The organism is Gemella massiliensis, from assembly GCF_900120125.1.
In the GTDB taxonomy this organism is placed as follows: Bacteria; Bacillota; Bacilli; order Staphylococcales; family Gemellaceae; genus Gemella; species Gemella massiliensis.
On the sequence record NZ_LT635545.1, the window covers coordinates 169,337 to 192,853 of the forward strand.

Consider the following 23,517-nt stretch of genomic DNA (forward strand, 5'->3'; position numbering starts at 1 on the left):
TTACTTTATAATTTTAAATATGTCAGCGAAATTCCATATTCATATCTTCTCCTCTCGTATTAGTTTTTAAATTTTCTTATCAGTTTATAGTTAACGGATCTTAATGCACCGTCAGTACAATGGTAAACCGGCAATTTTAATTGTGGAGCACAAGACATTACAGTATTCGTACAGTCTGTACAGTTGCTGATTAAAACAGCCTGCGCACCTGCTTTTTTTAGTGACATTACCTTTTGTACTTGTCCCGGACAAATTCCCGGATTTAAACATTTTCTGGTTCCATTTTTCATCAACATAGCATTTTTACAGAACTCCACACCTACTACTTCACTATTCATACTAGCTGCTTGTTCACGAAGTCTTTCTTCATTTGCACCGCACGCACAAACCAATACTCCTATTTTTTCAGGACTTGGTAAGAATTTTTCTGCGGCAATTAAACCACCTGTAGTTTTTACAATCGGCGCTTCAACATATGTTCTTTTCCCTGTAAAAGGTCCTCCCATAATCAACTCACCATACTCTTTATCTAAACCTCCACATTTATCAAATAGTGAGCCGACCGATGACCCTAAAGGAACATCGAATAACACATGGATACTACCGGCATCCGTCAGTTTACCTGCTACTGTTAAATCTTTATCAATCAACGGTTTTTTCTCTTCTACTATCTCTCTTACTTTCAACACCGTTTCTACATTAATTACTACAGCATCTGCTTCTGACGGTAATTTATCCGGTTTTAACAACACTCCTAAACTTTCTCTAATAATAGCACGCTCTTCTCCCATCGGATAAATATTTTCCAATTCAAAAATGGTAATATCATCATCTTGAACAGCTGATTTTAATATTTGCACAGCTTCCGAATGAATACCTTTTAACGCTATAATTCCTTTTTTAGCATTAACTATATTCATTACGATACGCAATCCTTTAAGAAGATTTTCCGGCTTATCTTCTATACGTGCGATATTATGTGATAATATCGGTTCACATTCTGCTGCATTAACAATTACTGTTCCGGTTCCATTTTCAAAACGTATTCCAAGTTTCACGGCAGTCGGAAACCCTGCGCCGCCTAATCCTACCAGACCCGATTCTGCTATTAAATCTTCAGGTGTAGTAGAGGTTAACGGTTTGTATGTAGAGAAATCTGTATCTTTTTCTTCAATGACTATTTTTTCTTCTGTTACATCAGTTACTATTCCACTGACACTTGAAAATATATTACTACCCAATGCGGCATCCGGTTTTTTTGCTATCATTTCACCTCTTGCTACAGTAGAGTTTTTCTCTACTATTACTTCAGACGGGGCGCCTACATGTTGCTTAAGCGGAAAAATATATTCCATTTTCTAAATCTCCCTTCTATAATTCTCACTGTTATTATACAGCTGTTCTTTTAGTAACGCAACATTTTATATTCTTAAAAAAATAGCGAAATGTTATTTTTTTATCATTTTTGTTATACAGCTATTTTTTATTATTTAATTTATTGTGCAGTTTATCTATTTTTTTATTTTCATTTTTATAAATTATATTTTTATTTATTTTAATTTTGAAAATGATATATATTATCATTTGAAAACTCCTATTTATAGCATTTTATATGCTTGAATATAATTTTTTTTGTTAATAAATTATAATAACTTTTCTCTTTCTACTGTTTTAAATATTTTTTTATTAATTGAAACAAAAAGTATAATTTAATAATTAGTAAACTCTATTATTTAATTACTTTAGCTTCTTTGGTTGTTAATATTAAATTTAAAAACTAATCTTCGTATTTTATATATTGCAACCCATATATTTTTAATATTATGGAAATAAAAATAAAAATAATATACTTACAATAACTGATGATAGTTATTATCATTGCAATTATTTTTACTAATCAAATATAAAAACCAGCCTAAAAATATTTTTAAGCTGGTTCTCTTATTATTCCGTATCTTCTAAATTATATAACAACTCATAAATTGCTTTCGAATCTAACTTTTCTTTTTTTTCATTACATATATCCTTAATTAAACGTCCACGATGTAAAATAATAATACGATTTCCATATTTTACCGCATCTTGAATATTGTGCGTTATCATCAATGCCGTTAATTTTTTTTCTTCGACTTTTTTTCGTGTTAATTCCATTATTTTTTTCTGAGTTTTAGGATCAAGTGCTGCAGTATGCTCATCAAGAAGTAATAATTTTGGCGTCTTTACCGTAGCCATCAGCAGTGCAATAGCCTGCCTTTGCCCTCCGGATAAAAGTCCCATTTCACTATCAAGCCTATCCTCCAGTCCTAACTCCAAAGTTTTTAATAACTGTTTAAATAATACCCTATCTTCTTTTGTTATTGATTTTTTCAATCCCCTTATTTTACCACGTCGAAGTGCCAATGCCATGTTTTGAGCAACTGTCATACGTGGCGCTGTCCCATCTAAAGGATTTTGGAAAACTCTACTTATGAACTCCGCACGTTTATATTCAACAATTTTACTAATATCTTTCCCGTCCACTAAAATTTCACCGCTATCCAATAAAAACGAACCTGCAATAGCATTAAGAAACGTTGATTTTCCGGCTCCGTTTCTCCCAAAATAGTAATAAAGTCTCCATTATTTATTGTTAAATTAACATCAATTAAAGCGTGTTGTGCTCTATTGGTATTAGGGAAAAATGTTTTATTAATATTTTTTATTTCGATGTTTGACATTTTACTTTCCGCCTCTTTTATTTACCTTTAATTGCGATAACGTTAAGAATAATGTAATCACCAACGCTGAGATTAATTTAAAATCATTTGCCGCAATAATATTTAGGTTAAGAACACCAACCAATAACAAACGGTAGATAATAGCACCAAAAATAATACAGGCTAAACGTTGTGTAAAACTTACATCTTTAAAAATAACTTCGCCAATAATAATAGCTGCCAAAGCTACAACAATCACTCCAATGCCACTATTAACATCTGAATACCCGTTATTTTGTGCTAAGATCGCACCGGCTAACGATATAATCCCATTAGCGAGCATTAAACCTAAAATTGTCATATTTTTTGTTGAAATACCCAACGCAGTTGCCATTTTTTTGTTATCACCGATAGCAATGAGTGCTTGCCCTAATTCTGTTGAAAAAAATAATGACATCGCTAAGATAATTAATATTGACAACAAACAACCGACTAACACAGTATCATAATGTGTCGGTAAACCCAACTGTGATAATTTACTGAAAATTGTATCTTTATTTAACAAACTTAAATTAGGTCTTCCCATAATACGAAGATTTACAGAAAGAAGTGCTGTCATAGTTAAAATTCCTGCCAACAAACTGGGAATTTTGCATATCGTAATAAGAAAACCGGTAATAATCCCAGCAACCATTCCCGCAAACATCGCTATTAATGTTGCGACAATAGGATTTATTCCGTTATGAATACAAATAACACACACACCCGCACCTAACGGATATGCACCTTCTGTCGTCATATCCGCAATATTTAATACCCTAAAACTGATAAATAAACCTAATGACAATAACCCCCATAGCATACCTTGAGCTATTGCCGATATAATTAAATCCATATATAATTTACCTCTACTATCAATATTACACAAACAACATACACATTAGTTGTAATACATTATTTTTTATCAACTATTTTTGCTTTATCTTTAATATCTTTTGGAATTTCAATACCTAACTGTTTAGCTTTTGCTTCATTTAAGTAAATAACTCCTTTATTTGCCAACACTATTGGCATTGTTTTTGTATCTTCACCTTTCAAGACTTTGGCAACTACTTTAGCAGTTTCAAGCCCAATTTTATATTGATCAACTCCAAGTCCCAATACTCCACCGTCCGCTACCATAGTATCAGCTGACGGAAAGACCGGAATTTTTTTTAGCATCCGTTACTTTCACCACTGTTGCCATTGCACTTGCTATTGTATTATCAATCGGAACAAAGATTGCATCTGTTTGTGATGCCAAATTTTCCGTTACTTGTTGTATATCATTTGTATTTGCTACCGTTGCCGTTTTTGTTTCAAGCCCCAATTCTTTAGCCAATTTTTCCGCCTCCTGAGCTTGTTTTACCGCATTATCTTCACTCGCTGTATAAAGAATACCGACTCTTTTCATATTAGGTAGAACTTTTTTCATGACTTCAAGTTGCTGTTTAATCGGTGTTCTGTCACTAACTCCGGTAATATTATTGCCCGGTTTATCTTCTGCCTGAATCAATCCCGCCTCTACCGGATATGTAATACCTGCCATAATAATAGTTTTTTCTTTTGTTGAATTTGATAATGACAGGGTTGCAGGTGTAGTAATACCGACTAAAATATCATTGTTATCACTTACTAATTTTTGCCCCATACTCGCCAAATTACTTTGATCCCCTTGAGCATTTTGTAGATCAATTTTCAAATTTTTCCCGACAATATATCCTTCTTTTGCAAGTCCATCCTCCAAGCCTTTATAAATCTGATCTAAAGCCGGATGACTTAGCAGCTGAAGTACACCAACCTTAACCTCTTTGTTTTCCTGTTGCTTAGAAGTTTCATCACCCTTATTATGCGTATAAACCCCATAACCTAATACGCATGCTAATAATACTGCGAATGCTACAAAAATTTTATTAATTTTCATTTTGATATCTCCTTTAAATTTGTTAATAATATTTTTAATATATTTTCGAAGCGTATCTATGCGAAAAAAAGACCACCGGCATTATCCCGACAGTCTTACTATGAACAAAAGTATAATAAAAGACCACCCGGATATATTCCTATGTGGTCTTTGTTCATGTATCACAAATAATCCACATAGATACTCACTTCTCAGTTGAGAGTCGTATCTATGCTTTTTGATTAAGAAACAAGATCGACTCCATATCTAGTGGCTTTGCCAACGAATATTCAGTTGTAATACGTCAACTTGATACAGTCTCATTTATTTCTTTCTCCTTCTTTCTATCTTTGCCATTATTTTAACAAACACTTTAAAAATTGTCAATATCTTTTTTAAAACTTTTTAAAAATATCTGACAATTACTTCTATAAATCACTAATATTTAAACTACTTTCAAATTTTAATAAAGTATAATTAATACAGCCGATAACAATAATACAATCACCATAAGCATTAATATTCTTATCACACTTTTTCTTATTAAAATCTCATCTTTTAAATATTTTATTAATTATTTGGGCAATTAACTTAACTGCTTTTCCAAAACGTTTCTTTCAACACTCTTTATTTCGTTGTAACTTTTACCGAATGCCGAATCAAACAATATTATAATCAGCTATCCTTATTTTAAAAAATTATTAAAAATATATTAAGAGCATTTTAAGTTATATATTTTCGTTTAATATTTCGTTTTCATCTTTTAACAGAGTTTTTGAAAACTTTGGAAATAATTCGTTTTCATTATTTTGTTTTAAGCAAATAAAAATCTCTCTATTTATAAAACTCATTAAAAAATGTTATATTCAGGGGTTTTTTACATATTAAACTTATTCCCTTTATTGTACGATGAAAATTGAATATTTATCATTTCATGAAAAAATTCCCTATTGAAAATTAATTTTCATAGGAGTATTATAGTTAATATAAGAAAAAATTAGAGATTACTTTTTACAAGGAGAGATTTTAATGGACACTCATTCTAGTGACACTATTCAAAATGAAAAATTATTTAATAAAGGCTTTATCACAATAACTTCAATTAATTTTATTGTATTTTTAATTTACTATTGCTTTGTGGTTATTACTGCTAAATTTGCTACCGGCGAACTTCACTCCAGTGCTGCTGAAGCAGGCTTCGCTGCCGGTATTTATATTATAGGTACTCTTATCGCTCGTCTTTATATGGGTAAAAAATTGGAAATTGCCGGTCGAAAACAAATTTTGCGCTTCGGTGCATTGATTTACTTAATAACAACAGCTGCTTATCTTATTTCATATAATATTATCATACTTGATACCGTTAGATTTTTAAACGGGTTTGCTTACGGTACTATTTCTACCGCCGCTAATGCTATTGTTACCGCATATATCCCAAAATCACGTAACGGCGAAGGTATTAACTACTATGGACTTAGCACCAGTTTAGCTGCCGCTGTAGGACCATTTATAGGCATGTTGCTGTTACCAATGCTTGGTTTTAATGCAATTATTATATTAGCTATTGCATTATCAGTAATCGTTGCCGCTTTCTGTTTTCTTTTTCCGGTTCAAAATATTGAACTGTCTGCTGAGCAAAAATCTTTACTTAATAGTTGGTCATTAAATACATTTATTGAGTACAAAGTATTATTTATCTCGTTAGTAGCATTTTTAATCGGACTTGCGTATTCCAGTGTACTTGGTTTCTTATCAATTTATGCAGATAATTTACATCTAAGTACAGCAGGTGCATTTTTCTTTGTTGTCTATGCACTTATTATTACAGCTACTCGTCCTTTTGCCGGAAGAATTTTTGATGCACGTGGAGAAAATGCCGTAATGTATCCCAGCTTTGTTTTCCTTGCACTTGGTTTAATTATGCTAAGTTTTACAAATGGTAGTTTTATGTTATTATTATCCGGTGCTTTAATCGGACTTGGATATGGTACATTTATGTCAAATGGTCAAGCCGTTTGTCTAAAATTGGTTGATTCAACTAAGGTAGGTATTGCCCTTTCTACTTACTTTATCGGTCTTGACCTCGGTCTTGGATTCGGACCGTACGCACTAGGTACTGTACACAGCTTACTTTCTTATAGAGGTATCTATATTTTATGTGCCGTCTTAACTATCTTTGTAACAGTATTATATGCTTTATTTTACAAATCAAAAGATATAAAAGTTCTACAAACTAAAACAAGTAGATAACTAAGAAAACTCAGTCGAACTTAATCGGCTGAGTTTTTTGGTTGTATAATAAATACGGGGCATGGGAAAAAATCCATACCTCGTATTGTTTTTTAATATACAAAAAGACAAATATCCAATATAATTAAAGTGCAAAAAAAATAAACTATGAAAGGATATCTGTCATGAATAATTTTAACACAAAAACAAAAGAAATAAAAGAGGGAGAATTCATTAAAAACCTACTACAAATAAAAGATAAAAATATAACTATTGAGAAAACACATAACGAAACTATAAAAAATAATCAAAAGTACTTTGTATTCAAAGGTACCTTAACATATAAACCCAAGAAGTGTAAATGCTGTGGTTGTCTTAATAAAGGTTATACTGTAGTTAAAAACGGCTTTAATGAACTTACTAGAATTAATCTATTAAAAATATCAGGTATCCCTGCTTATTTGGAACTAAGAAAGCAACGTTTCAAGTGTAAAACTTGTAATAAAAAATTTGTAGCTACTACTTCTTTTGTAGATAAATACTGTAGTATTTCTAAAAATGTTAAGTTTTCTATAATGAGTGATTTAGCTGATACTTTATCTTTTAAACAAATAGCCAAAATGAATAATGTATCGGTTAATACTGTTATAAGAACTCTTTATAAATGTAAATCCCATGTAGACATTCTTAACTATAATACCTTACCTGAGTATTTATGCTTTGATGAGTTAAAGTTTACTAAAGATAGTAAAAATGGTATGAGTTTTATTTTTTTAGATGCTTTAACTCATGAGATTATTGATATAGTTGATGGTAGAACTGAGTATATTTTAAATAATTATTTTTCCAGATTTTCTAAAGAGGCTAGAAGTAATGTTAAGGCTATTTGTATTGATATTTATACTCCTTATATGAAGTTGATTAGAAATAAGTTTCCTAATGCTGAAATTGTTATAGATAGGTTTCATATTATTCAAAATGTTAATAGAGAACTTTATTCAAAATGTTAATAGAGAACTTAATAGAACTAGAGTTAAGCTAATGAATATTTACAAAAAACAAAAAGGTATTAATTATACTCTTTTAAAAAATAATTGGAAGTTAATATTAGAAGATGAAAGTAATGTTACTCATGGTAGGTTTTTCTTTAATAGGAGTTTTAGGAGTTTAGTTACTAGACGTGATATTTTAGATTATTTATTAGGATTAGATTGTAATATTTAAGGCTAGCTATGAGAGAGTTCAGGATATTAGATATGCAATAAGGTATAGAAATGAGTTGGAGTTTAAAGAATTAATTGAAAAATCTACTATCGGTTTATCTGATGGTGTTAGTAAGGCTATTAATACTATGAGAAAACATAAAGAGTATATGCTTAATAGTGTTAGGTATTCTATCTCTAATGGTTCTTTGGAGGGTATTAATAATAAGATAAAGGTTTTAAAGAGAGTTTCTTATGGTTATAATAGCTTTTATAACTTTAGATTACGCATTTTAGTTGTTTCTAGGTTATTTGTTTCTGAGTATAAAAATAATATTTCTTTTAAGGGCGTTTTGAAAAATGCCAAGCAACACTGCATTGCTTAGCATTTTATCCTTATTTTTTCTCATGCCCCGTATTTGACACAGAGCCAGTTTTTTTATTTTTAAGGTTAATAAATATTAAAATTACATTCTAAATATTACCCTTAGTTAATAACTTTAGCAATTTTTCTCCGGATAACGTCTTGCCACATCAATAAGTTTTTCCTTGATTATTTCTTTCGGCTCCACTTTCATATGATAACACATCGCTAATGAATATATAAGGACATCGGCAAGTTCGTCCTGAACTTCCTTTTTATCAAAATTTTTTTCATCCCATTGAAAATGTTCTAATAATTCCGCCGCCTCTATTGAAATACTTTTTGCAAAATTTGCCTCACTGTTGTAATCATTCCAGCCACGTTTTTTTCTAAATAATGTAATAATGTCTTTTAATTCTTCCATGCCAATTCTCCCTTAATTTATATTAATTTTTTATTTTTCAACTCTGTATACAACTCATAAAACTCTTTTAGTGTTAATGTTTCGCTACGTCTTGTGCTATCTATATTTATATTACTACAACTGATTTGAAATTCTAATTTTTTGTCTTTACCGTAACCTGATATTAAATTATTCAATAACGTTTTACGACGTTGAACAAAACAAGATCTAACAAATTTAAAAAAATCATCCTCTATTTCAAACTCATTTTTCTCTTTCGTCATAATTTTTACAACGGCACTTTCAACATTCGGTGCCGGCACAAAAACTTTCTTAGGCACTGTAAATAAATATTCTACATCAGTATAGTAATTCAATAAAATTGTTAAAGAATTATAATCTTTTGTTCCTACTTCGGCACTTAATCTGTTAGCAACTTCACGTTGCATCATCACAACATATCCATCAATTTTAGTTGTATTTTCTATTAAGTGTGTCAAAATCGGCGTAGTAATATAGTATGGTAAATTTGCTACAACCATGATCTGTTTACAATTTGCCATTTTTTCAGTAATAATTGAATCAACATCTACTTTTAATATGTCGTTATTAATAATTTCAACATTAGAATACATAGCCAACGTTTCCGATAGAATTGGCAATAAACGAGCGTCAATTTCAAACGAAATTACTTTTTTAGCTTTTTTAGCTAATGCTTCCGTTAATGAACCGATACCGGGACCTATCTCAATGACACCAACATTACTATCTATCCCCGCACCGTCTACTATACGATTTAATATATTAGCATCCACCAAAAAGTTCTGCCCTAAACTTTTTTTAAAAGTAAAACCATGTTTTTTTAATATTTCAAATGTTTTTTTAGGTGTACCTATCATCTTTTTATCCTTTATTTATTCTGTTCATTTCTTCTATTAATCGTTCTTTTTCTATTCCATACATATTTAATTTATTTAATAATTGCTTAGCGTTTGTGTATTCAATATTTAAACATTCACATAATTGTTCACGCAGTATTTTTGATGTCATTCCCCCAACCAGACCTAATTCAATCAATAATTCATTTGTAATTTCATTTATCGGTTCGGTTAACGGTGTATATAGTTTTTTCAACGCCGCTACAATATCTTCTTTTTTTGCAGCTTCAATACCGATTTTCCCCTTGCTATCAACCGCTCTTTTGTTTGATATATAAGCGTGCTTTGCTGTTGGAATATTATTTGTAATAATACTTCTTATGCGTTTACCTGCATAATCCGGATCCGTTAAAACAATAATACCTCGTGTTTTTTCTAAATATATTAAACGCTCAATCTTTTTTTTTGTAAGTGCCGAGCCGTTTGTTTCAAACGTATCACAATCAACCGCTTCTTTTACCCGATTGGTATCATCACGACCCTCAACTACTATTATCTCTTTAATTTTCATTATTATTATCCTTAGTAAAATTTATATCTTATTATACCATAGTTACTCTTTTTTGTCCTAAGTAATCATTATTAAACAAAAAATCATGATTAATTTTTAAGATTAATCATGATTTTAAAATTTTATTCTTCTAAAAAATAACTACATACTTATAACTTAACATCAACAAAATTCCTCTAAATTTTCGGTTTTATTAGTATTAATGTATATCTTTTTTCTTGAAGTTTCCACCGCTTACTTCACTTACCGTTCCTATTGATAGAAAAGCATTTTTATCATTTTTGAAAACAATTTTTTTAAGTTTAGACTCTTCTATTCGAGTAATAACACAAAAAACAATTTTTGTTTCATGACCTGAGTAACCACCTTCCCCATGAAGTAATGTTACCCCTCGCCCTAATCTATCTTGAATTTCTTGACTGATGGTTTGATAATTAGCGGAAATAATCATAACAGATTTAGAGTCATTAAGCCCTTCTATAACAATATCCATTACTTTCGAAGCGATAAAATAACTAATCATTGAATATAGTGCCGCTTCCCATGTAAAGACAAACCCAGATATAATAAAGATAACTATATTAATACCAAGTACCATTTCCCCTACGGAAATAGGCAGTTTTTTCGTTGCATATATCGAAAACATTTCACTACCGTCAAGTGTCCCGCCATTCCTAATGACAAGTCCAACTCCTATACCGAGTATAATACCACCGAAGATACATGCTAAAAACGGATCCGTTACCAACGGTTTATATGGGTGAAACACCGATGTCGCAACGGATAAAACCGTAATCCCAAATATAGATGCAATTGCAAAACCTCTACCAATCTGCTTATATCCCAAATATAAAAACGGAATATTTAAAATGAAAATAAACACTCCGAGCGGTAAAGGTAAATAATGTCTAAAAATAATCGAAATACCTATAACACCACCATCAAGAATATTATTCGGTATTAAGAAAAATTCCAAGCCTGCTGCAAATATAACCGAACCTACTATTACACTAATGTACTTTTTTATAAAATCTATTGCATTCTCCAATATCCAATCTCCTTCTTATTTTCTTTTCTGACAAATCGGACAAAAATAACTCGCTCTACCTTTTATTTCTATCTTCTCAACATTATGACCTATAGGACAATTCTTTTTACCATATATTTGATGAAAATTTTGCATATTTCCTTCTCCACCGTCAGTATGAACATAATCAGAAATTGTTGAGCCACCTTCTTTAATCGCAAACGCTAAAATATTAACTAATTCTCTAAATAATCCTTTCTTATCTGATAAACTAAGTTTATCAGCTGTAGTTAACGGATGAATTTTTCTTCTATATAGCACTTCACAATCATAAATATTACCACAACCGCAAAAAACATTCCCGTCAAGAAGCAGTGCTTTTATCGATTGTTCTTTATATTTTTTCTCATTCAATTTAGATATAAAATATTGTTCAGTTCCTAAATCAAACGGTTCCGGCGCTAGATTGTTAAAAGGTTTAAATGTTGTAATATCATCTATATACCTTAACTCTCCAAAACGACGAATATCACTAAACACCAACTTTTCTCCGGTATTTAGATTAAAAATAACATGTCGATGTTTATAATAATTCTTATTATCTATTTCCCTTACGTCCTTTACTACAAAAAAAGCTCCCGTCATTCCGAAATGGATAATAAGATACCCTTTATCTAAAATAAAATATAAATATTTCCCTCGGCGTACAACGTTATAAATAGTTTTTTTTACAATATTTTTTCTAAATTCCAATAAATCTTGCTTTACTATTGTTTGCTTACCGGTAGAATGACCATTTTGTACAACTTCGGAAAAAGTTACTTCAATAATTTTCTTTTCTTTTAATTTGTTTTCTAAACCAAATTTTATATTTTCAACTTCTGGTAATTCCGGCATAAGAAACTCCTTAATTTTTTATTTCAATACATCTATTTTAAAACATTAGAACAATAATATCAAAAGATTTCTACTTATTATTTGGAGCAATTATCTCTTTTTTGTAGATAAATAGATAATTATATAGTATAATAAAAAAGTTAAATGTTTTTTAAAGGGGATAATTTAGAATGACTGAAAATATGTCAAGACGAGATAGAACTAGACGTCGCTATGAAAATAAGAAAAAAAATAAATTCGGTTTAAAAAGAATAATACTTTCTGTTATAGGTTTATTATTATTTGGAACGATTGCTTTTGCAGGATATACACTGTTTAACTTCCATTCTTCCGCTAATAAGGGGTATAAAAAAGCCGATTACCTTTCTTCTGTGGATCCAAATTTTAAAAAATTCTCGGTATTATTTTTAGGAATTGATGAAAATGACTCTCGTGCAGCTCAAGGGCAAACAAGAGAGGATAGTAGAACCGATTCTATGATTTTAGCTACTGTAAATAAAGATAAAAAACGTATGGATATGGTTAGTATCCCTAGGGATTCTCTTACTTTAATGCGAGATAAGAAAGATAATAATACGGAAAATGCTTTTTTCTTTGATAAAATAACTCATGCTCATGCGTACAACGGCGTTCAAGGTACAGTTAATGCAGTAGAAAATTTACTTAATACACCTATTAACTTTTATGTATTAATAAACTTTAAAGCATTCGAGCAAACCGTTGATGCTTTTGGCGGAATTGATTTATACGTTCCGTTTGATATGGATGAACAAAACGCTAATGGAGAGGCAAATACTATAAAACTTAAAAAAGGTTGGCATACGCTAAGTGGCGCGCAAGCACTCGCTTTTGTACGCAGTCGTTACTATGATAGTGATATCGAACGTGGTCAACGACAACTACAAGCTATCCACGCATTAATTGATAAAGCTAAAAGTTTAAATGCTTTAACAAAAATTAACGAAGTAATTAATATTGCCGGTAATAATGTTGAACACAACTTGGAAACTACACAAATATCTTCAGCAATTAAAATGTTCATTAACGATGATATTGAAATAGTATCACACAGAATATCCGGCTATGATGTAATGTATAATGGTGTTTATTACTATTATCCAAAACCAAGTTCTCTATTATACGCTTCTTCGGCATTAAGAAATAACTTGGATTTATCATTACCTAATGCTACAGATTTGCTTAATATCTACTACCAAGGTAGAATTGCTATCGGACGCAAGGAATATAGAACAAAAAATCTACTTCCCGCTTCAAGATACCAACCTATAAGTCTTACTTCTTTAGCACCTGAAGATTTATTGGTTAATCTTCCTGATAGACTATCGGAAGCGGATTTGAAAAATGATCCTACTATCAGTAACGAAAATCGTCCGACTATCGATAAAAATAATTAACAACAAAAATAAGTTTTATCTAATCTTAAAGATAAACTTTTAAAATGCTAACTACTCATATAAAACTGTATCATTTACAAACACACAAACGGTATAGTTTTTCAGGAGTGGATCTATAAAACTGATTTCTTGAAATCAATATCTTAGATCTACTCCTATTTTGCTACTCTATAATATTGACTTTTTTCAAACATTGTAAGATAATGATTACAAAACTTGATTTAATACTAAAAAACTTATTTATCGGAGAACCTATGTCAAAACAATTTATTACAATTAAGGAAAATTCTTATGATGAATTTATCGAAAAAAAATCTACTTTTATAACACATTTAGTACGAATTAATAACGAAGAAGATGCTAAAACATTTATTCAAAAAATGAGAAAAAAACACTATAATGCAACTCATGTTTGCTCTTGTTATGTTATTGGTGATAATAACGAAATAACACGTGCAAATGATGATGGTGAACCCAGCGGTACTGCCGGAACTCCAATGCTTGATATTTTAGTGAAAAATAATATTAAAAATGTCTGTGCTGTTGTTATTAGATATTACGGTGGTACAAAATTAGGAACCGGCGGTCTTGTACGTGCCTATAGTGGTGGTGTTATCAACGCTTTAAAAAATTCAACTCTCGTCGAAAGAAAAAATGCTTTTGAAATAAAAATAGAGTTGGATTATAATCTTAATGGAAAAATAGAATATGAAATTCAAAAAACTAATTTTATCGTAAATCATTTAGATTACACTGATAAAATCATTTATACAATATATGTTATACAGGAAGATATTGAAAATTTTAATAATTGGATTGCTGATATTACCAATGGCAAGTATAAAATACTGTCTTCAAATGAAAAACAACTGGAATTTGAAATATAAGTATATTCCAACACAAAAAATCCTAAAAGTTTGACTGCATAATAAATGAAGCACAGAAAATAATTTACTAATCCAAAAATGTTCTTCAATAAATACGAAATTTAAAGGAAAAGATATATAACCACGTGTTGTGTGGTATTTACTTACCAAAAAAGATGACTGCTTTTACATACCAAAAACAGTCATCTTTAATTTTTTTCAATATAATATAAAGTTTTTTATATTTATCTATTTAATCGTTAACTACTCTCTATTTTATCTCATACCCTTATCATAAGGTACTCCAAGTGCCTCAGGAGTAGAAGTTTTCTTAGAAAAGACAATTAAGGCAATAATCGTTGCAACGAACGGAAACATATTCCAAAACGATACCGGAATCGGTAAATCCGGTGCTAAAATTGAAACTTTTTCCGCAAATACCTTAGTTCCACCAAAGAATAATGATGCTAAAGTTATTGTTATTGGATTGTACTTACCAAAAATTAAAGCTGCTAATGCCAAGTAACCAAATCCATATACCGTAATTGCTGCATTAAAGCCTTGGCTAAATGTTGTTGCAATAATCGCTCCGGCTAATCCTGCTAAACACCCTGATATAAATACCCCGATATAACGATATTTAAAAACATTAAGTCCCAATGAATCACTGGCTTGCGGATTTTCCCCAACAGAACGAAGTCTTAATCCGAACGGACGTTTATAAATAATATAATAGGTAATAATTACCAACAATATTGCTACCATAACCGTTGGATATACCGTAAATTTCCCGACAATTGTATATCTTGGAAAACCGTTAGCTAAAAGTAATTCATATGTTCCGTTAAAATGGTTGACCAAAAATAATGCTATAGCCGGCGTAATTAAGTTTATCGCCGTACCGGAGATTACCTGATCCGCTTTTAAATTAATACTGATAAATGCGTGAATAAGCGACATTAAACCACCGCAAAGTGTTGCTATCAATAAGCAAAGTATTAATTGTGTCATTGTTGGCGAACCGTCAAATGCTGATACCGCTATAAATGAAGCTATAAATGAACCGAAAATTACGAAACCATCAAGGGCAATGTTAACAACACCACTTTTTTCCGAATAGAAACCACCGATAGCTGCTATTAGAATAGGTGCTGTATATTGTAACATTGAGTCTAATAGTGATAATATTGTATCCATCTATTTTTCTCCTTTCTGTTTCTTACTGTTAAATAGTTTATCAAGTAACTTATTATCAAAAATAGCTTTTGCTGCTACAAATAATACTATTAAGCCGATTAAAATATTAGCTATATCTTTTGGAATACCGATAAATGATAGTTGTGGCGTTAATACACCTAAGAATCCAAATAATAACGCACCTAATAATGAGCCTAATGCAGTATTAGCACCTATTAAGGCTACCGCAATTCCCATATATCCAAAACCTTGGAATGTTGAACCTGCTACTACCTGCCCTACCGGTCCCATATTGTATAATGCTCCTCCCAAACCTGCAAAAGCTCCGGAAATAGCCATTGAAAGAACCGTATTTCTATTAACTTTCATACCGACAAACTTAGAAGCATTCGGATTAAATCCTACTGAACGAAGTTCATATCCAAATACCGTTTTTTCCATAACGATATAGAAAATAATAACACCTATAATTGCTAAAAATAAATCCGTACCAAGACGATAGTTGTTAAAAATTCCTTCAATCAGAGAATTATGTAGATATCCAACACCGGTATCATCAGCTATCGGTTTAGAAATAATATCATTTGTTCCACGAATAAACTTAGGAACTGCAAACTGAACGAAATATAATGCCGTATAATTAAGCATGATTGTTACAACTACTTCACTAATATTAAATCTTGCTTTTAAATATCCGGCTATTCCTGCCCAAATACCACCAACTATAATACCAGCCAATATTGCAGCTACCAATACTAAGTAAAAATTCATACCCTGCATTTTAATAGCTACAATCCCCGCAAAAAGTCCACCCATTATAAATTGGCCCTCTGCTCCTATATTGAATAAACCTGTTCTAAATGCGAACGCTACCGATAACCCTGTACAAATTAACGGAATAGTTGATACAAAAATCTCAGCTATACTATTTGAATCTGAGAAAATAGCTCCTACTACACTTAATACATCACCCGGTGTTGCTCCTATTGCTGAAATAAGTATAGCACCTATAATAAATGAAGCTAATATCGGTAGTACCGCATTAGTTAAAATTTTCTTTAACATACGTTCTCCTCTCTACTTCTTAACCCCTGCCATAAGCAGACCTAATTGTTCTTTAGTTACATTTTCATCATTATCTACAACATCAATAATATTACCGTTATGAATAACCGCTATTCTATCCGATAATGTTAATATCTCATCTAAATCAAACGAAATTAGAAGAACACTGTTTCCTCTATCTCGATAATCTATCAACATTCTGTGAATACCATTTATTGCTCCCACATCAAGACCACGAGTGGGTTGTGTTGTAACTAATAATTTCGGATCTAACTCTAACGCACGACCGATAATAAGTTTTTGTTGATTCCCTCCACTCATACTACGGGCAGAGATTTTTTCATCACCTGCTTTTCGCACATCATACTTCTCACATAATTCTTTTGCAAATTTAGAAATAACAGGTTTTTTCAAAAAACCGCGACCGGCAAATTTTGATGTATAATAATTTTCCAACACCGCATTTTCTTCTATACTAAAATCAAGAACCAGTCCATCTTTATGTCTGTCTTCTGCTATAATTTCAAGACCTAACTCTTTACGTTTTGATGTTGATAGCGTAGTTATATCTTGCCCTTCAAAAACAATTTTCCCTTTTGTTTGTTTTAAAAGAGCATTTAATACCTCTACAAATTGCTGTTGGCCATTCCCATCAACCCCGGCAATACCAAGGATCTCTTTCTCTTTTACTTCTAGGTTGAAATCATGTAAAATATTTTGTTTTTCAGTAGTATCAGCATAAACGCCTGCCACTTCTAATATATTTTTCACGCCATCTCGTGAACGCTCATATTTGATTATTTCCAAATCTTTACCAATCATAAGACTTGCTAATTTTTCTTTAGTTGTTTCAGATATCTCAACAGTACCGAAGTATTCCCCACGACGAATAATACTACAACGATCGGCTACTGCCATAATCTCGTTTAATTTATGCGTAATTAGGAGTATTGTTTTTCCTTCAGCTTGAAGATTTTTTAAAATTGCCAAAAACTCTTCAATCTCCGCAGGTGTTAATACTGCAGTCGGCTCATCAAATATTAAAATGTTAGCATCACGATACAACATTTTAAGTATTTCTACCCTTTGCTGCATTCCGACACTAATATCTCCTACCAAGGCTTTAGGATTTACCTCAAGTCCATATTTTTTTGACAGTTCTGAAATTTTCGCAGCAGCTGTTTCTAAATCTATTTTACCGCCTTTTACTTCTTCCATTCCCAAGATAATGTTTTCAGCAACTGTAAAATTTTTAATCAGTTTAAAATGTTGATGCACCATTCCTATTCCCAATTTATTAGCATGTTTCGGATCTTTGATGTCAACTTCTTTACCATCAAGTTTAATTACACCCTCTTCTTGATGATACATCCCAAAAAGAACCGACATCAACGTAGATTTACCAGCACCATTTTCTCCAAGAAGTGCATGAATTTCATTCTTCTTAACCTGAATGGTAATATCTTTATTAGCGTAGAAGTCGCCAAACTTTTTAGTAATGTTCAGCATTTCTATAGCATACATATCTTTACCTCACTTTTGTATTTTCTTACCTATATATTATAATATATTTTTTCTTACTAGAAAAGTATTTTAAACAATTTTATACTATTAATTTGTTATTATTTGTACTTTTTTATTTTACAGTCGTAAACTGAATTGTATACGTTATTATTTATTCTTGAAATAATTAAAAATTATAACAATAATTTAAAAACAAATTTTTTATTATTTAATACTAAATAACATAATAAATTATACACAAAGGATAGCATAAAAACTTTTTTAAAATTACCATACTACAAAAAAATAATGACTTTTATAGAATAATCTCCAAAAAAGTCATTACTTCGCCGAATTAATTAACAATTTTATACAACTAAACTTATAAATTATAAAAGTTTACTATGTTATTTGCACTTTCCTTATAAACTACTTAATATTATTGATAATTGTTTGTTGAATTTCTTTAAATTCATCAGATTCAATTTTTTGTGGTGGCCATTTTATCTCCAAATTATCAAAGTTAGCGTCTTTATTTTTGTAACGTGGAACAATATGGAAATGCAGGTGAAATACACTTTGCCCGGCGTATTCTTCATTATTTTGAAAAATATTAACACCGTCACAACCATAAGCATTTTTTACCGCATTGGCAATTTTAGGTAAAACACGACCGATATTTGCTGCTACTTCAGGGTCACAATCAAAAATATTACGGCTATGTTTTTTAGGGATTACTAAAGTATGACCTTTAGTAATTGGAAAAACATCTAAAAAGCTATACACATGTTCATCTTCATATATTTTGTAACTGGGAATTTCATCATCAATAATTTTTTCGAAAATTGTTTTTTCCATAATACACACCTCTATTTTAAATTTTCTAAAGTTTTTACAAGTAATTGTTTTAAATTAATACTTATTTGTTTTGCAACTTTTAAAACATGCTCATGATCATGCTTTTTCTCTTGAATACCGGTTGCCATATTAGTAGCACAAGCTAAAACCGCCACCGGTAACCCTGCGTGATTTGCTGCAATAACTTCGGGAACGGTAGACATACCGACTAAGTCACATCCCATTGTCTTAAACGCCTGAATCTCGGCACGGGTTTCAAAGTATGGTCCTTGGAAAAAACCGTAAGTACCTTGTGGTAAATTAATATCCAACTCCCTTGCAGAATTTTTTAGTGTTTCCACTAAATAAGGATCGAACGGTGTTGTCATATCAACAAAACGTTCTCCAAGACGCAAATCATTTTCTCCTATTAACGGATTATCACTAACCAATGAGATAAAATCATCAAGACAAACAATTTCCCCCTCAGAAAAATCGGTATTAACAGCTCCACAAGCATTAGTGATAAATAACCCTTTTACTTGTAAAAATTTCACAACATAAGTCATAAATGCAACGTCTTTCATACTATGTCCCTCATAGTAATGAAGTCTGCCATTAAGAACCAGAACATTTTTCCCGGCAATTTGCCCAAATGTAAGTTTATTAGCATGACCTTTTACATGATTAGCACGATTATTTCCCGGAAAATTTGGGATAGCCTCATAGCCAAGTTCTTGTTGATTTTCTAATTCAAGTGTGATGCCACTGCCAAGAACTACAGCATAATCTATCTTAGCATTAAAATATTTTATAATATAATTAGCCGTTTCAACAATATTATTATAGTAAGTCATATAATTCCTCATTCCTCCTGAAAATGCTTTATCACAAATATTATAGCATAAACCAAATAAAAAAAGTAGAATTTTCATTTACTGTAAAAAAATTAAAAAAACATGTTGAAATCGTTTAAATTTTGTGTTATTGTGTATTTATAAAATATTATAGAGAAAGCGAACTAAGGAGGATATTATGAAAAAAATACGCACTCTTATAACAATTTTATTAACATTATCATTGGTGACTTTAGGTTGTTCATCAAAAAATGATAAAAAAGAAACCGGCTCTACCGATGGAAAAAACTATAAAATCGGTATAGTAACAGGTGAAGGCGGAGCAAAAGATAAAAGTTTTAATCAGGCTAACGTCGAGGCTATACAAGCATGGACAAAAGCTAACGGTTCAAAAGATCCGGCTGTCATTGAAACTAAAAACCAATCAGATATAGCTGCAAACTTACAAAACGCAACAAAAGCATCTGATATAATTTCGGTAGCAGGTTATGAATTTGAAAAGGAAATTCCAAAAGTTGCTCAACAAAATAAAGATAAAAAATTCTTATATATAGATACTTCTGTTGATGAACCGAATATTGCATCTCTTATATTCAAAGAGCAAGAAGCAGGTTATCTAGCAGGATATATAGCAGCTTTACAATCTAAAACCGGTAAAGTAGGATTTATCGGGGGAACAAAAATTCCACCGGTAGAGCGTTTTGGTATCGGTTTTGTCCAAGGTGCTAAAGCAGCGAACAAAGATGTTAAAATTATGTATAACTATAGTGGCACATTCTCAGATACAAACAAAGGTAAAACCTTAGCAGCAACAATGTACGACTCAGGAGCGGACGTTATCTTCGTAGCTGCAGGAAACACAGGTAACGGTGTCATCTCGGAAGCAAAAGAACGTGGCGTTATTGATATGAAAGATAGTGGAGAAATAAAACACTGGGTTATCGGAGTGGATAAAGATCAATACGAAGAAGGAATCTTCAAAGGAAAAGATAAAGATGGAAAAGACTATCAAAAATCAGCTGTTTTAACTTCAGCGGTGAAAAATATTGAAGTAGCCGTTACAAAAATTTTAAACGATATAAAAGCAGATCAATTTAAAAACGGCGATCATATCTTTGGAATTAAAGAAAACGGTGTAGGTATTCCGAAAGAAAATCCTAATTTAGATCAAACTACAACGGAAAAAATTAAAGCAGCTGTAGAAGAATTAAAATCAGGTAAAGTGGAAATAGTCGGTACCGGTTCTGAATTAAAAGAAAAAGGAACAGCTACTAATATTGAAGGCGAGTTATAAAAAGTAAAAAATCAGGATGAAATTTCATCCTGATTTTTTTATTTAAGCATTATTTTTCAAAATCTCTATCGGTAATCCGTTCGATTTAATAGGCAATAATTACTTGCATACAAAAATTTTCTAGTTTATATACAATATTCTAATATAACACTTAAAATCAGATTTATTTTTTATTTTTTATAAAATAAATATTATTATTTAGATAATTATAAACTAATATATTAAAATAATATCTTAGTGATAATCAAAGTCAAAAAAAGTTGTGAAAATGCTTTATTTTTCATATGTATTAGCCTATTGCACAAATAAATAATGAACATTAAGATTTTATATATAAAAGAAAACGTATTTAATCGTTATAACCCGAACATTATAAAAATATGTAGTATTAAAATAAATAAAATATTGATATTTAAGTTATTTTGTGGTATTATTTTAATATAACTAATATATACAATTATAAAGGAGATTATTTTTTATGAAAAAAGTTTTTTCACTAATTGCAGTTGTGTTATCAGCAGCATTAATTATTGTAGGATGTTCTTCTAAATCGTCTAATAATAGCGGTTCATCTTCAAAATCTGATTTAAAAATCGGAGTAGTTACTGATGAAGGCGGAGCAAAAGATAAAAGTTTCAACCAAAGTAATGTAGAAGCTGTAAAAGCATGGGTTGAAAAAAATGGTGGTAAAGCACTTAATCCGATAGAAACTAAAAACCAAAGTGACATCGCTGCCAACTTACAAAATGCAGCGAAAGCATCTGATGTTATTTCATTGGCAGGTTTCTACTTTGAAAAAGAATTACCAAAAGTAGCAGATTCATTTGGAGATAAAAAATTCATCTTTATTGATGGAGTAGTTGAAAAACCAAATGTAGAATCTATTAACTTCGCTGAACATGAAGCAGGATATTTAGCCGGATATGCAGCAGCTTTACAATCTAAAACCGGTAAAGTAGGATTTATCGGTGGTGCTAAAATTCCGGCAGTAGTGAAATTCGGTTTAGGATTTGTTCAAGGTGCTAAAGCAGCTAATAAAGATATTAAAATCATTTATAACTACAGCGGATCATTCAACGATACAAACAAAGGTAAAACTTTGGCAGCAACAATGTATGATGCAGGAGCAGACGTTATCTTCGTAGCAGCCGGCGGTACAGGTAGCGGATCTATTAAAGAAGCACAAGAAAGAGCTACTAAAGATGTTAAAGAAAGCGGAGAAATTAAACATTGGATCGTTGGGGTAGATAAAGACCAATATTCAGAAGGTATCTTCAAAGCTAAAGATAAAGATAATAAAGATGTAGAAAAATCTGTTATCTTAACATCAGCAGTTAAACGTATTGATGTTGCTGTAACTCAAGTATTAGACGCAATTAAAGATGGTAAATTTGAAGGCGGAAAAGCAAAAGTCTTCACAATCAAAGAAGATGGTGTTGGACTTCCTGAGAAAAATCCTAACTTAAGCGATGATATTGCTTCAAAAGTTAAAACAGCAGTAGAAGACTTAAAATCTGGAAAATCCACTGTTGAATCAGATGTAGCTAAAATTACTGATAAAGCAAATATTGACGGAGAACTATAATCTTTCCACAATATAGAATTAAATATTATAAAATATCCCATAAAACTCAAATGAGTTTTATGGGATATTGTTCATTTACATATTTTATAAAAAATTATTTTTATTGATTTCCATATTTTTCAAATAATTCATCCAACGGTTTATACATTATTTTATTCAAATCCTCAATAAGAATTTGTAATTTTTGTTGAACTTGCATAAACTCTAAAAATTTTGAATTAGCCATTAATTTTTGTTGAATTTCTTCAAGGTTTTTTAATTCTTCTTTTGATTGCTCACTATCAGAATCTGCTTTTTCCATTATTTTTTTTTGTACTGATACAAATTCAGTATATAATTTTTTAGCTTCTTCATCTGCATATAATGCTTCTGTAGCTTTTATTGATGCTTGATATTCATCACTATTTCTTAATGCTCTTTCAAATTCGTTTGCTTTATCATAAATATTTACCATAATTATTTACGCTCCTAAATGTGTTTTTCTACATTGTATCATAGTTTAACCTTTTTTGACAATAATAAAGTTATATTTAAAATTTTTATTGATATACTACAAAAAAGGAGCGACTTGAAAATCCTGATTTCGTTAAAAATTGATTTTGTTAAGTCACCCCTACAGTTTTATTAGATTTGGAAAAAACTCTTTTAATATATTCCCAAATTAATAAACCACTGAATCTGACTGCTAA

At 30.7% G+C, this 23,517-nt stretch carries 25 protein-coding genes; 8 read left to right on the forward strand and 17 right to left on the reverse strand.

Going from position 1 to position 23,517, the window contains the following annotated elements:
• Nucleotides 1-59 precede the first annotated feature (59 nt).
• The 6 genes from prdC to BQ7358_RS03575 form a co-directional block, all read right to left on the reverse strand.
• Complete coding sequence (gene prdC / locus BQ7358_RS03560; RefSeq protein ID WP_062174407.1) at nucleotides 60-1,355, reverse strand: proline reductase-associated electron transfer protein PrdC; 1,296 nt, start codon at nucleotides 1,353-1,355, stop codon at nucleotides 60-62.
• A gap of 589 nt (nucleotides 1,356-1,944) precedes the next feature.
• Nucleotides 1,945-2,541 (reverse strand): ABC transporter ATP-binding protein, encoded by a 597-nt coding sequence (locus tag BQ7358_RS03565; RefSeq protein ID WP_234971565.1) that lies wholly within the window; start codon nucleotides 2,539-2,541, stop codon nucleotides 1,945-1,947.
• A complete protein-coding gene (locus BQ7358_RS08975) occupies nucleotides 2,520-2,717 on the reverse strand; it encodes a hypothetical protein (protein ID WP_231723779.1) in 198 nt (65 codons plus the stop codon). Before BQ7358_RS08975 ends, BQ7358_RS03565 begins: the two co-directional genes overlap by 22 nt.
• A 1-nt stretch (nucleotide 2,718) precedes the next feature.
• Entirely contained in the window at nucleotides 2,719-3,591 is an 873-nt protein-coding gene (locus tag BQ7358_RS03570; RefSeq protein ID WP_062174409.1) for an ABC transporter permease, read from the reverse strand.
• A 59-nt stretch (nucleotides 3,592-3,650) separates the two neighbouring features.
• Nucleotides 3,651-3,917 (reverse strand): ABC transporter substrate binding protein, encoded by a 267-nt coding sequence (locus BQ7358_RS08980; protein ID WP_231723780.1) that lies wholly within the window; start codon nucleotides 3,915-3,917, stop codon nucleotides 3,651-3,653.
• On the reverse strand, nucleotides 3,883-4,659 hold the full coding sequence (locus tag BQ7358_RS03575; protein ID WP_231723781.1) for an ABC transporter substrate-binding protein: 777 nt from the start codon (nucleotides 4,657-4,659) through the stop codon (nucleotides 3,883-3,885). Before BQ7358_RS03575 ends, BQ7358_RS08980 begins: the two co-directional genes overlap by 35 nt.
• 1,008 nt (nucleotides 4,660-5,667) lie before the next feature.
• Here BQ7358_RS03575 and BQ7358_RS03580 point away from each other — a divergent pair.
• The 4 genes from BQ7358_RS03580 (at nucleotide 5,668) to BQ7358_RS08995 (ending at nucleotide 8,455) form a co-directional block, all read left to right on the forward strand.
• The gene (locus tag BQ7358_RS03580) at nucleotides 5,668-6,888 is read left to right on the forward strand and encodes an MFS transporter (RefSeq protein ID WP_062174411.1); all 1,221 of its coding nucleotides are present in this window, start codon (nucleotides 5,668-5,670) and stop codon (nucleotides 6,886-6,888) included.
• A 164-nt stretch (nucleotides 6,889-7,052) separates the two neighbouring features.
• Nucleotides 7,053-7,877 carry an ISL3 family transposase gene (locus tag BQ7358_RS08985; RefSeq protein ID WP_106388770.1) on the forward strand — a complete coding sequence of 275 codons (825 nt, stop codon included), beginning with the start codon at nucleotides 7,053-7,055 and terminating at the stop codon, nucleotides 7,875-7,877.
• Complete coding sequence (locus BQ7358_RS08990) at nucleotides 7,846-8,091, forward strand: hypothetical protein (protein WP_106388771.1); 246 nt, start codon at nucleotides 7,846-7,848, stop codon at nucleotides 8,089-8,091. Before BQ7358_RS08985 ends, BQ7358_RS08990 begins: the two co-directional genes overlap by 32 nt.
• Nucleotides 8,092-8,146: 55 nt before the next feature.
• Nucleotides 8,147-8,455: a transposase gene (locus BQ7358_RS08995; RefSeq protein WP_159428385.1), complete on the forward strand. Its 309-nt coding sequence runs from the start codon at nucleotides 8,147-8,149 to the stop codon at nucleotides 8,453-8,455.
• 114 nt (nucleotides 8,456-8,569) lie between these two features.
• Here the strand turns inward: BQ7358_RS08995 and BQ7358_RS03590 are convergent, their stop codons facing one another.
• The 5 genes from BQ7358_RS03590 to mutM all read right to left on the reverse strand — a co-directional run bounded on the left by BQ7358_RS03590 (nucleotide 8,570) and on the right by mutM (nucleotide 12,209).
• The gene (locus BQ7358_RS03590) at nucleotides 8,570-8,857 is read right to left on the reverse strand and encodes a nucleotide pyrophosphohydrolase (RefSeq protein WP_021753522.1); all 288 of its coding nucleotides are present in this window, start codon (nucleotides 8,855-8,857) and stop codon (nucleotides 8,570-8,572) included.
• Nucleotides 8,858-8,874: 17 nt separating this feature from the next.
• Nucleotides 8,875-9,735: a 16S rRNA (adenine(1518)-N(6)/adenine(1519)-N(6))-dimethyltransferase RsmA gene (rsmA, locus tag BQ7358_RS03595; RefSeq protein ID WP_062174414.1), complete on the reverse strand. Its 861-nt coding sequence runs from the start codon at nucleotides 9,733-9,735 to the stop codon at nucleotides 8,875-8,877.
• 4 nt (nucleotides 9,736-9,739) lie between these two features.
• Nucleotides 9,740-10,285 carry a ribonuclease M5 gene (gene rnmV / locus BQ7358_RS03600; RefSeq protein ID WP_062174417.1) on the reverse strand — a complete coding sequence of 182 codons (546 nt, stop codon included), beginning with the start codon at nucleotides 10,283-10,285 and terminating at the stop codon, nucleotides 9,740-9,742.
• Nucleotides 10,286-10,484: 199 nt separating this feature from the next.
• Nucleotides 10,485-11,333 (reverse strand): YitT family protein, encoded by an 849-nt coding sequence (locus BQ7358_RS03605; protein WP_062174419.1) that lies wholly within the window; start codon nucleotides 11,331-11,333, stop codon nucleotides 10,485-10,487.
• Between the two features lie 15 nt (nucleotides 11,334-11,348).
• Entirely contained in the window at nucleotides 11,349-12,209 is an 861-nt protein-coding gene (gene mutM, locus BQ7358_RS03610) for a bifunctional DNA-formamidopyrimidine glycosylase/DNA-(apurinic or apyrimidinic site) lyase (RefSeq protein WP_062174421.1), read from the reverse strand.
• Between the two features lie 170 nt (nucleotides 12,210-12,379).
• On the opposite strand from mutM, the gene BQ7358_RS03615 reads away from it, so the two are divergent.
• Together BQ7358_RS03615 and BQ7358_RS03620 are read left to right on the forward strand one after the other, a co-directional pair.
• A complete protein-coding gene (locus BQ7358_RS03615) occupies nucleotides 12,380-13,624 on the forward strand; it encodes an LCP family protein (RefSeq protein ID WP_062174423.1) in 1,245 nt (414 codons plus the stop codon).
• A gap of 254 nt (nucleotides 13,625-13,878) precedes the next feature.
• A complete protein-coding gene (locus tag BQ7358_RS03620) occupies nucleotides 13,879-14,511 on the forward strand; it encodes a YigZ family protein (RefSeq protein ID WP_072520222.1) in 633 nt (210 codons plus the stop codon).
• A gap of 255 nt (nucleotides 14,512-14,766) precedes the next feature.
• On the opposite strand, the gene BQ7358_RS03625 is transcribed toward BQ7358_RS03620, so the two are convergent.
• The 5 genes from BQ7358_RS03625 to BQ7358_RS03645 form a co-directional block, all read right to left on the reverse strand.
• Complete coding sequence (locus tag BQ7358_RS03625; RefSeq protein ID WP_062174427.1) at nucleotides 14,767-15,687, reverse strand: ABC transporter permease; 921 nt, start codon at nucleotides 15,685-15,687, stop codon at nucleotides 14,767-14,769.
• A complete protein-coding gene (locus tag BQ7358_RS03630) occupies nucleotides 15,688-16,752 on the reverse strand; it encodes an ABC transporter permease (RefSeq protein WP_062174428.1) in 1,065 nt (354 codons plus the stop codon). It abuts the gene before it with no gap.
• 12 nt (nucleotides 16,753-16,764) lie between these two features.
• Nucleotides 16,765-18,276, reverse strand: a complete 1,512-nt coding sequence (locus BQ7358_RS03635; protein WP_062174430.1) for an ABC transporter ATP-binding protein — start codon at nucleotides 18,274-18,276, stop codon at nucleotides 16,765-16,767.
• A gap of 408 nt (nucleotides 18,277-18,684) precedes the next feature.
• Entirely contained in the window at nucleotides 18,685-19,113 is a 429-nt protein-coding gene (locus BQ7358_RS03640) for an HIT family protein (protein WP_062174432.1), read from the reverse strand.
• An 11-nt stretch (nucleotides 19,114-19,124) separates the two neighbouring features.
• A complete protein-coding gene (locus BQ7358_RS03645; RefSeq protein WP_062174434.1) occupies nucleotides 19,125-19,949 on the reverse strand; it encodes a purine-nucleoside phosphorylase in 825 nt (274 codons plus the stop codon).
• A 178-nt stretch (nucleotides 19,950-20,127) separates the two neighbouring features.
• Between BQ7358_RS03645 and BQ7358_RS03650 the strand changes: the two genes are divergently transcribed.
• Nucleotides 20,128-21,243 carry a BMP family lipoprotein gene (locus BQ7358_RS03650; protein WP_062174436.1) on the forward strand — a complete coding sequence of 372 codons (1,116 nt, stop codon included), beginning with the start codon at nucleotides 20,128-20,130 and terminating at the stop codon, nucleotides 21,241-21,243.
• A gap of 478 nt (nucleotides 21,244-21,721) precedes the next feature.
• Nucleotides 21,722-22,828, forward strand: coding sequence for a BMP family lipoprotein (locus tag BQ7358_RS03655; protein ID WP_062174438.1), 1,107 nt, complete (start codon nucleotides 21,722-21,724; stop codon nucleotides 22,826-22,828).
• Between the two features lie 100 nt (nucleotides 22,829-22,928).
• On the opposite strand, the gene BQ7358_RS03660 is transcribed toward BQ7358_RS03655, so the two are convergent.
• Nucleotides 22,929-23,282, reverse strand: a complete 354-nt coding sequence (locus tag BQ7358_RS03660) for a YlbF family regulator (RefSeq protein ID WP_062174440.1) — start codon at nucleotides 23,280-23,282, stop codon at nucleotides 22,929-22,931.
• Nucleotides 23,283-23,517 lie beyond the last annotated feature (235 nt).

Bases quoted from the DNA above. Each gene is read 5' to 3' on its own strand.
- BQ7358_RS03640 (WP_062174432.1), bottom strand. From the start codon at position 19,113: ATGGAAAAAACAATTTTCGAAAAAATTATTGATGATGAAATTCCCAGT.
- BQ7358_RS08985 (WP_106388770.1), top strand. From the start codon at position 7,053: ATGAATAATTTTAACACAAAAACAAAAGAAATAAAAGAGGGAGAATTC.
- BQ7358_RS03615 (WP_062174423.1), top strand. From the start codon at position 12,380: ATGACTGAAAATATGTCAAGACGAGATAGAACTAGACGTCGCTATGAA.
- mutM (WP_062174421.1), bottom strand. From the start codon at position 12,209: ATGCCGGAATTACCAGAAGTTGAAAATATAAAATTTGGTTTAGAAAAC.
- BQ7358_RS08980 (WP_231723780.1), bottom strand. From the start codon at position 3,917: ATGCTAAAAAAAATTCCGGTCTTTCCGTCAGCTGATACTATGGTAGCG.
- BQ7358_RS03580 (WP_062174411.1), top strand. From the start codon at position 5,668: ATGGACACTCATTCTAGTGACACTATTCAAAATGAAAAATTATTTAAT.
- BQ7358_RS08975 (WP_231723779.1), bottom strand. From the start codon at position 2,717: ATGTCAAACATCGAAATAAAAAATATTAATAAAACATTTTTCCCTAAT.
- BQ7358_RS03655 (WP_062174438.1), top strand. From the start codon at position 21,722: ATGAAAAAAGTTTTTTCACTAATTGCAGTTGTGTTATCAGCAGCATTA.
- BQ7358_RS08990 (WP_106388771.1), top strand. From the start codon at position 7,846: ATGTTAATAGAGAACTTTATTCAAAATGTTAATAGAGAACTTAATAGA.
- BQ7358_RS03570 (WP_062174409.1), bottom strand. From the start codon at position 3,591: ATGGATTTAATTATATCGGCAATAGCTCAAGGTATGCTATGGGGGTTA.
- BQ7358_RS03630 (WP_062174428.1), bottom strand. From the start codon at position 16,752: ATGTTAAAGAAAATTTTAACTAATGCGGTACTACCGATATTAGCTTCA.
- BQ7358_RS03620 (WP_072520222.1), top strand. From the start codon at position 13,879: ATGTCAAAACAATTTATTACAATTAAGGAAAATTCTTATGATGAATTT.
- rsmA (WP_062174414.1), bottom strand. From the start codon at position 9,735: ATGATAGGTACACCTAAAAAAACATTTGAAATATTAAAAAAACATGGT.
- BQ7358_RS03650 (WP_062174436.1), top strand. From the start codon at position 20,128: ATGAAAAAAATACGCACTCTTATAACAATTTTATTAACATTATCATTG.
- BQ7358_RS03625 (WP_062174427.1), bottom strand. From the start codon at position 15,687: ATGGATACAATATTATCACTATTAGACTCAATGTTACAATATACAGCA.
- BQ7358_RS03575 (WP_231723781.1), bottom strand. From the start codon at position 4,659: ATGAAAATTAATAAAATTTTTGTAGCATTCGCAGTATTATTAGCATGC.
- BQ7358_RS03635 (WP_062174430.1), bottom strand. From the start codon at position 18,276: ATGTATGCTATAGAAATGCTGAACATTACTAAAAAGTTTGGCGACTTC.
- BQ7358_RS03645 (WP_062174434.1), bottom strand. From the start codon at position 19,949: ATGACTTACTATAATAATATTGTTGAAACGGCTAATTATATTATAAAA.
- prdC (WP_062174407.1), bottom strand. From the start codon at position 1,355: ATGGAATATATTTTTCCGCTTAAGCAACATGTAGGCGCCCCGTCTGAA.
- rnmV (WP_062174417.1), bottom strand. From the start codon at position 10,285: ATGAAAATTAAAGAGATAATAGTAGTTGAGGGTCGTGATGATACCAAT.
- BQ7358_RS03660 (WP_062174440.1), bottom strand. From the start codon at position 23,282: ATGGTAAATATTTATGATAAAGCAAACGAATTTGAAAGAGCATTAAGA.
- BQ7358_RS03590 (WP_021753522.1), bottom strand. From the start codon at position 8,857: ATGGAAGAATTAAAAGACATTATTACATTATTTAGAAAAAAACGTGGC.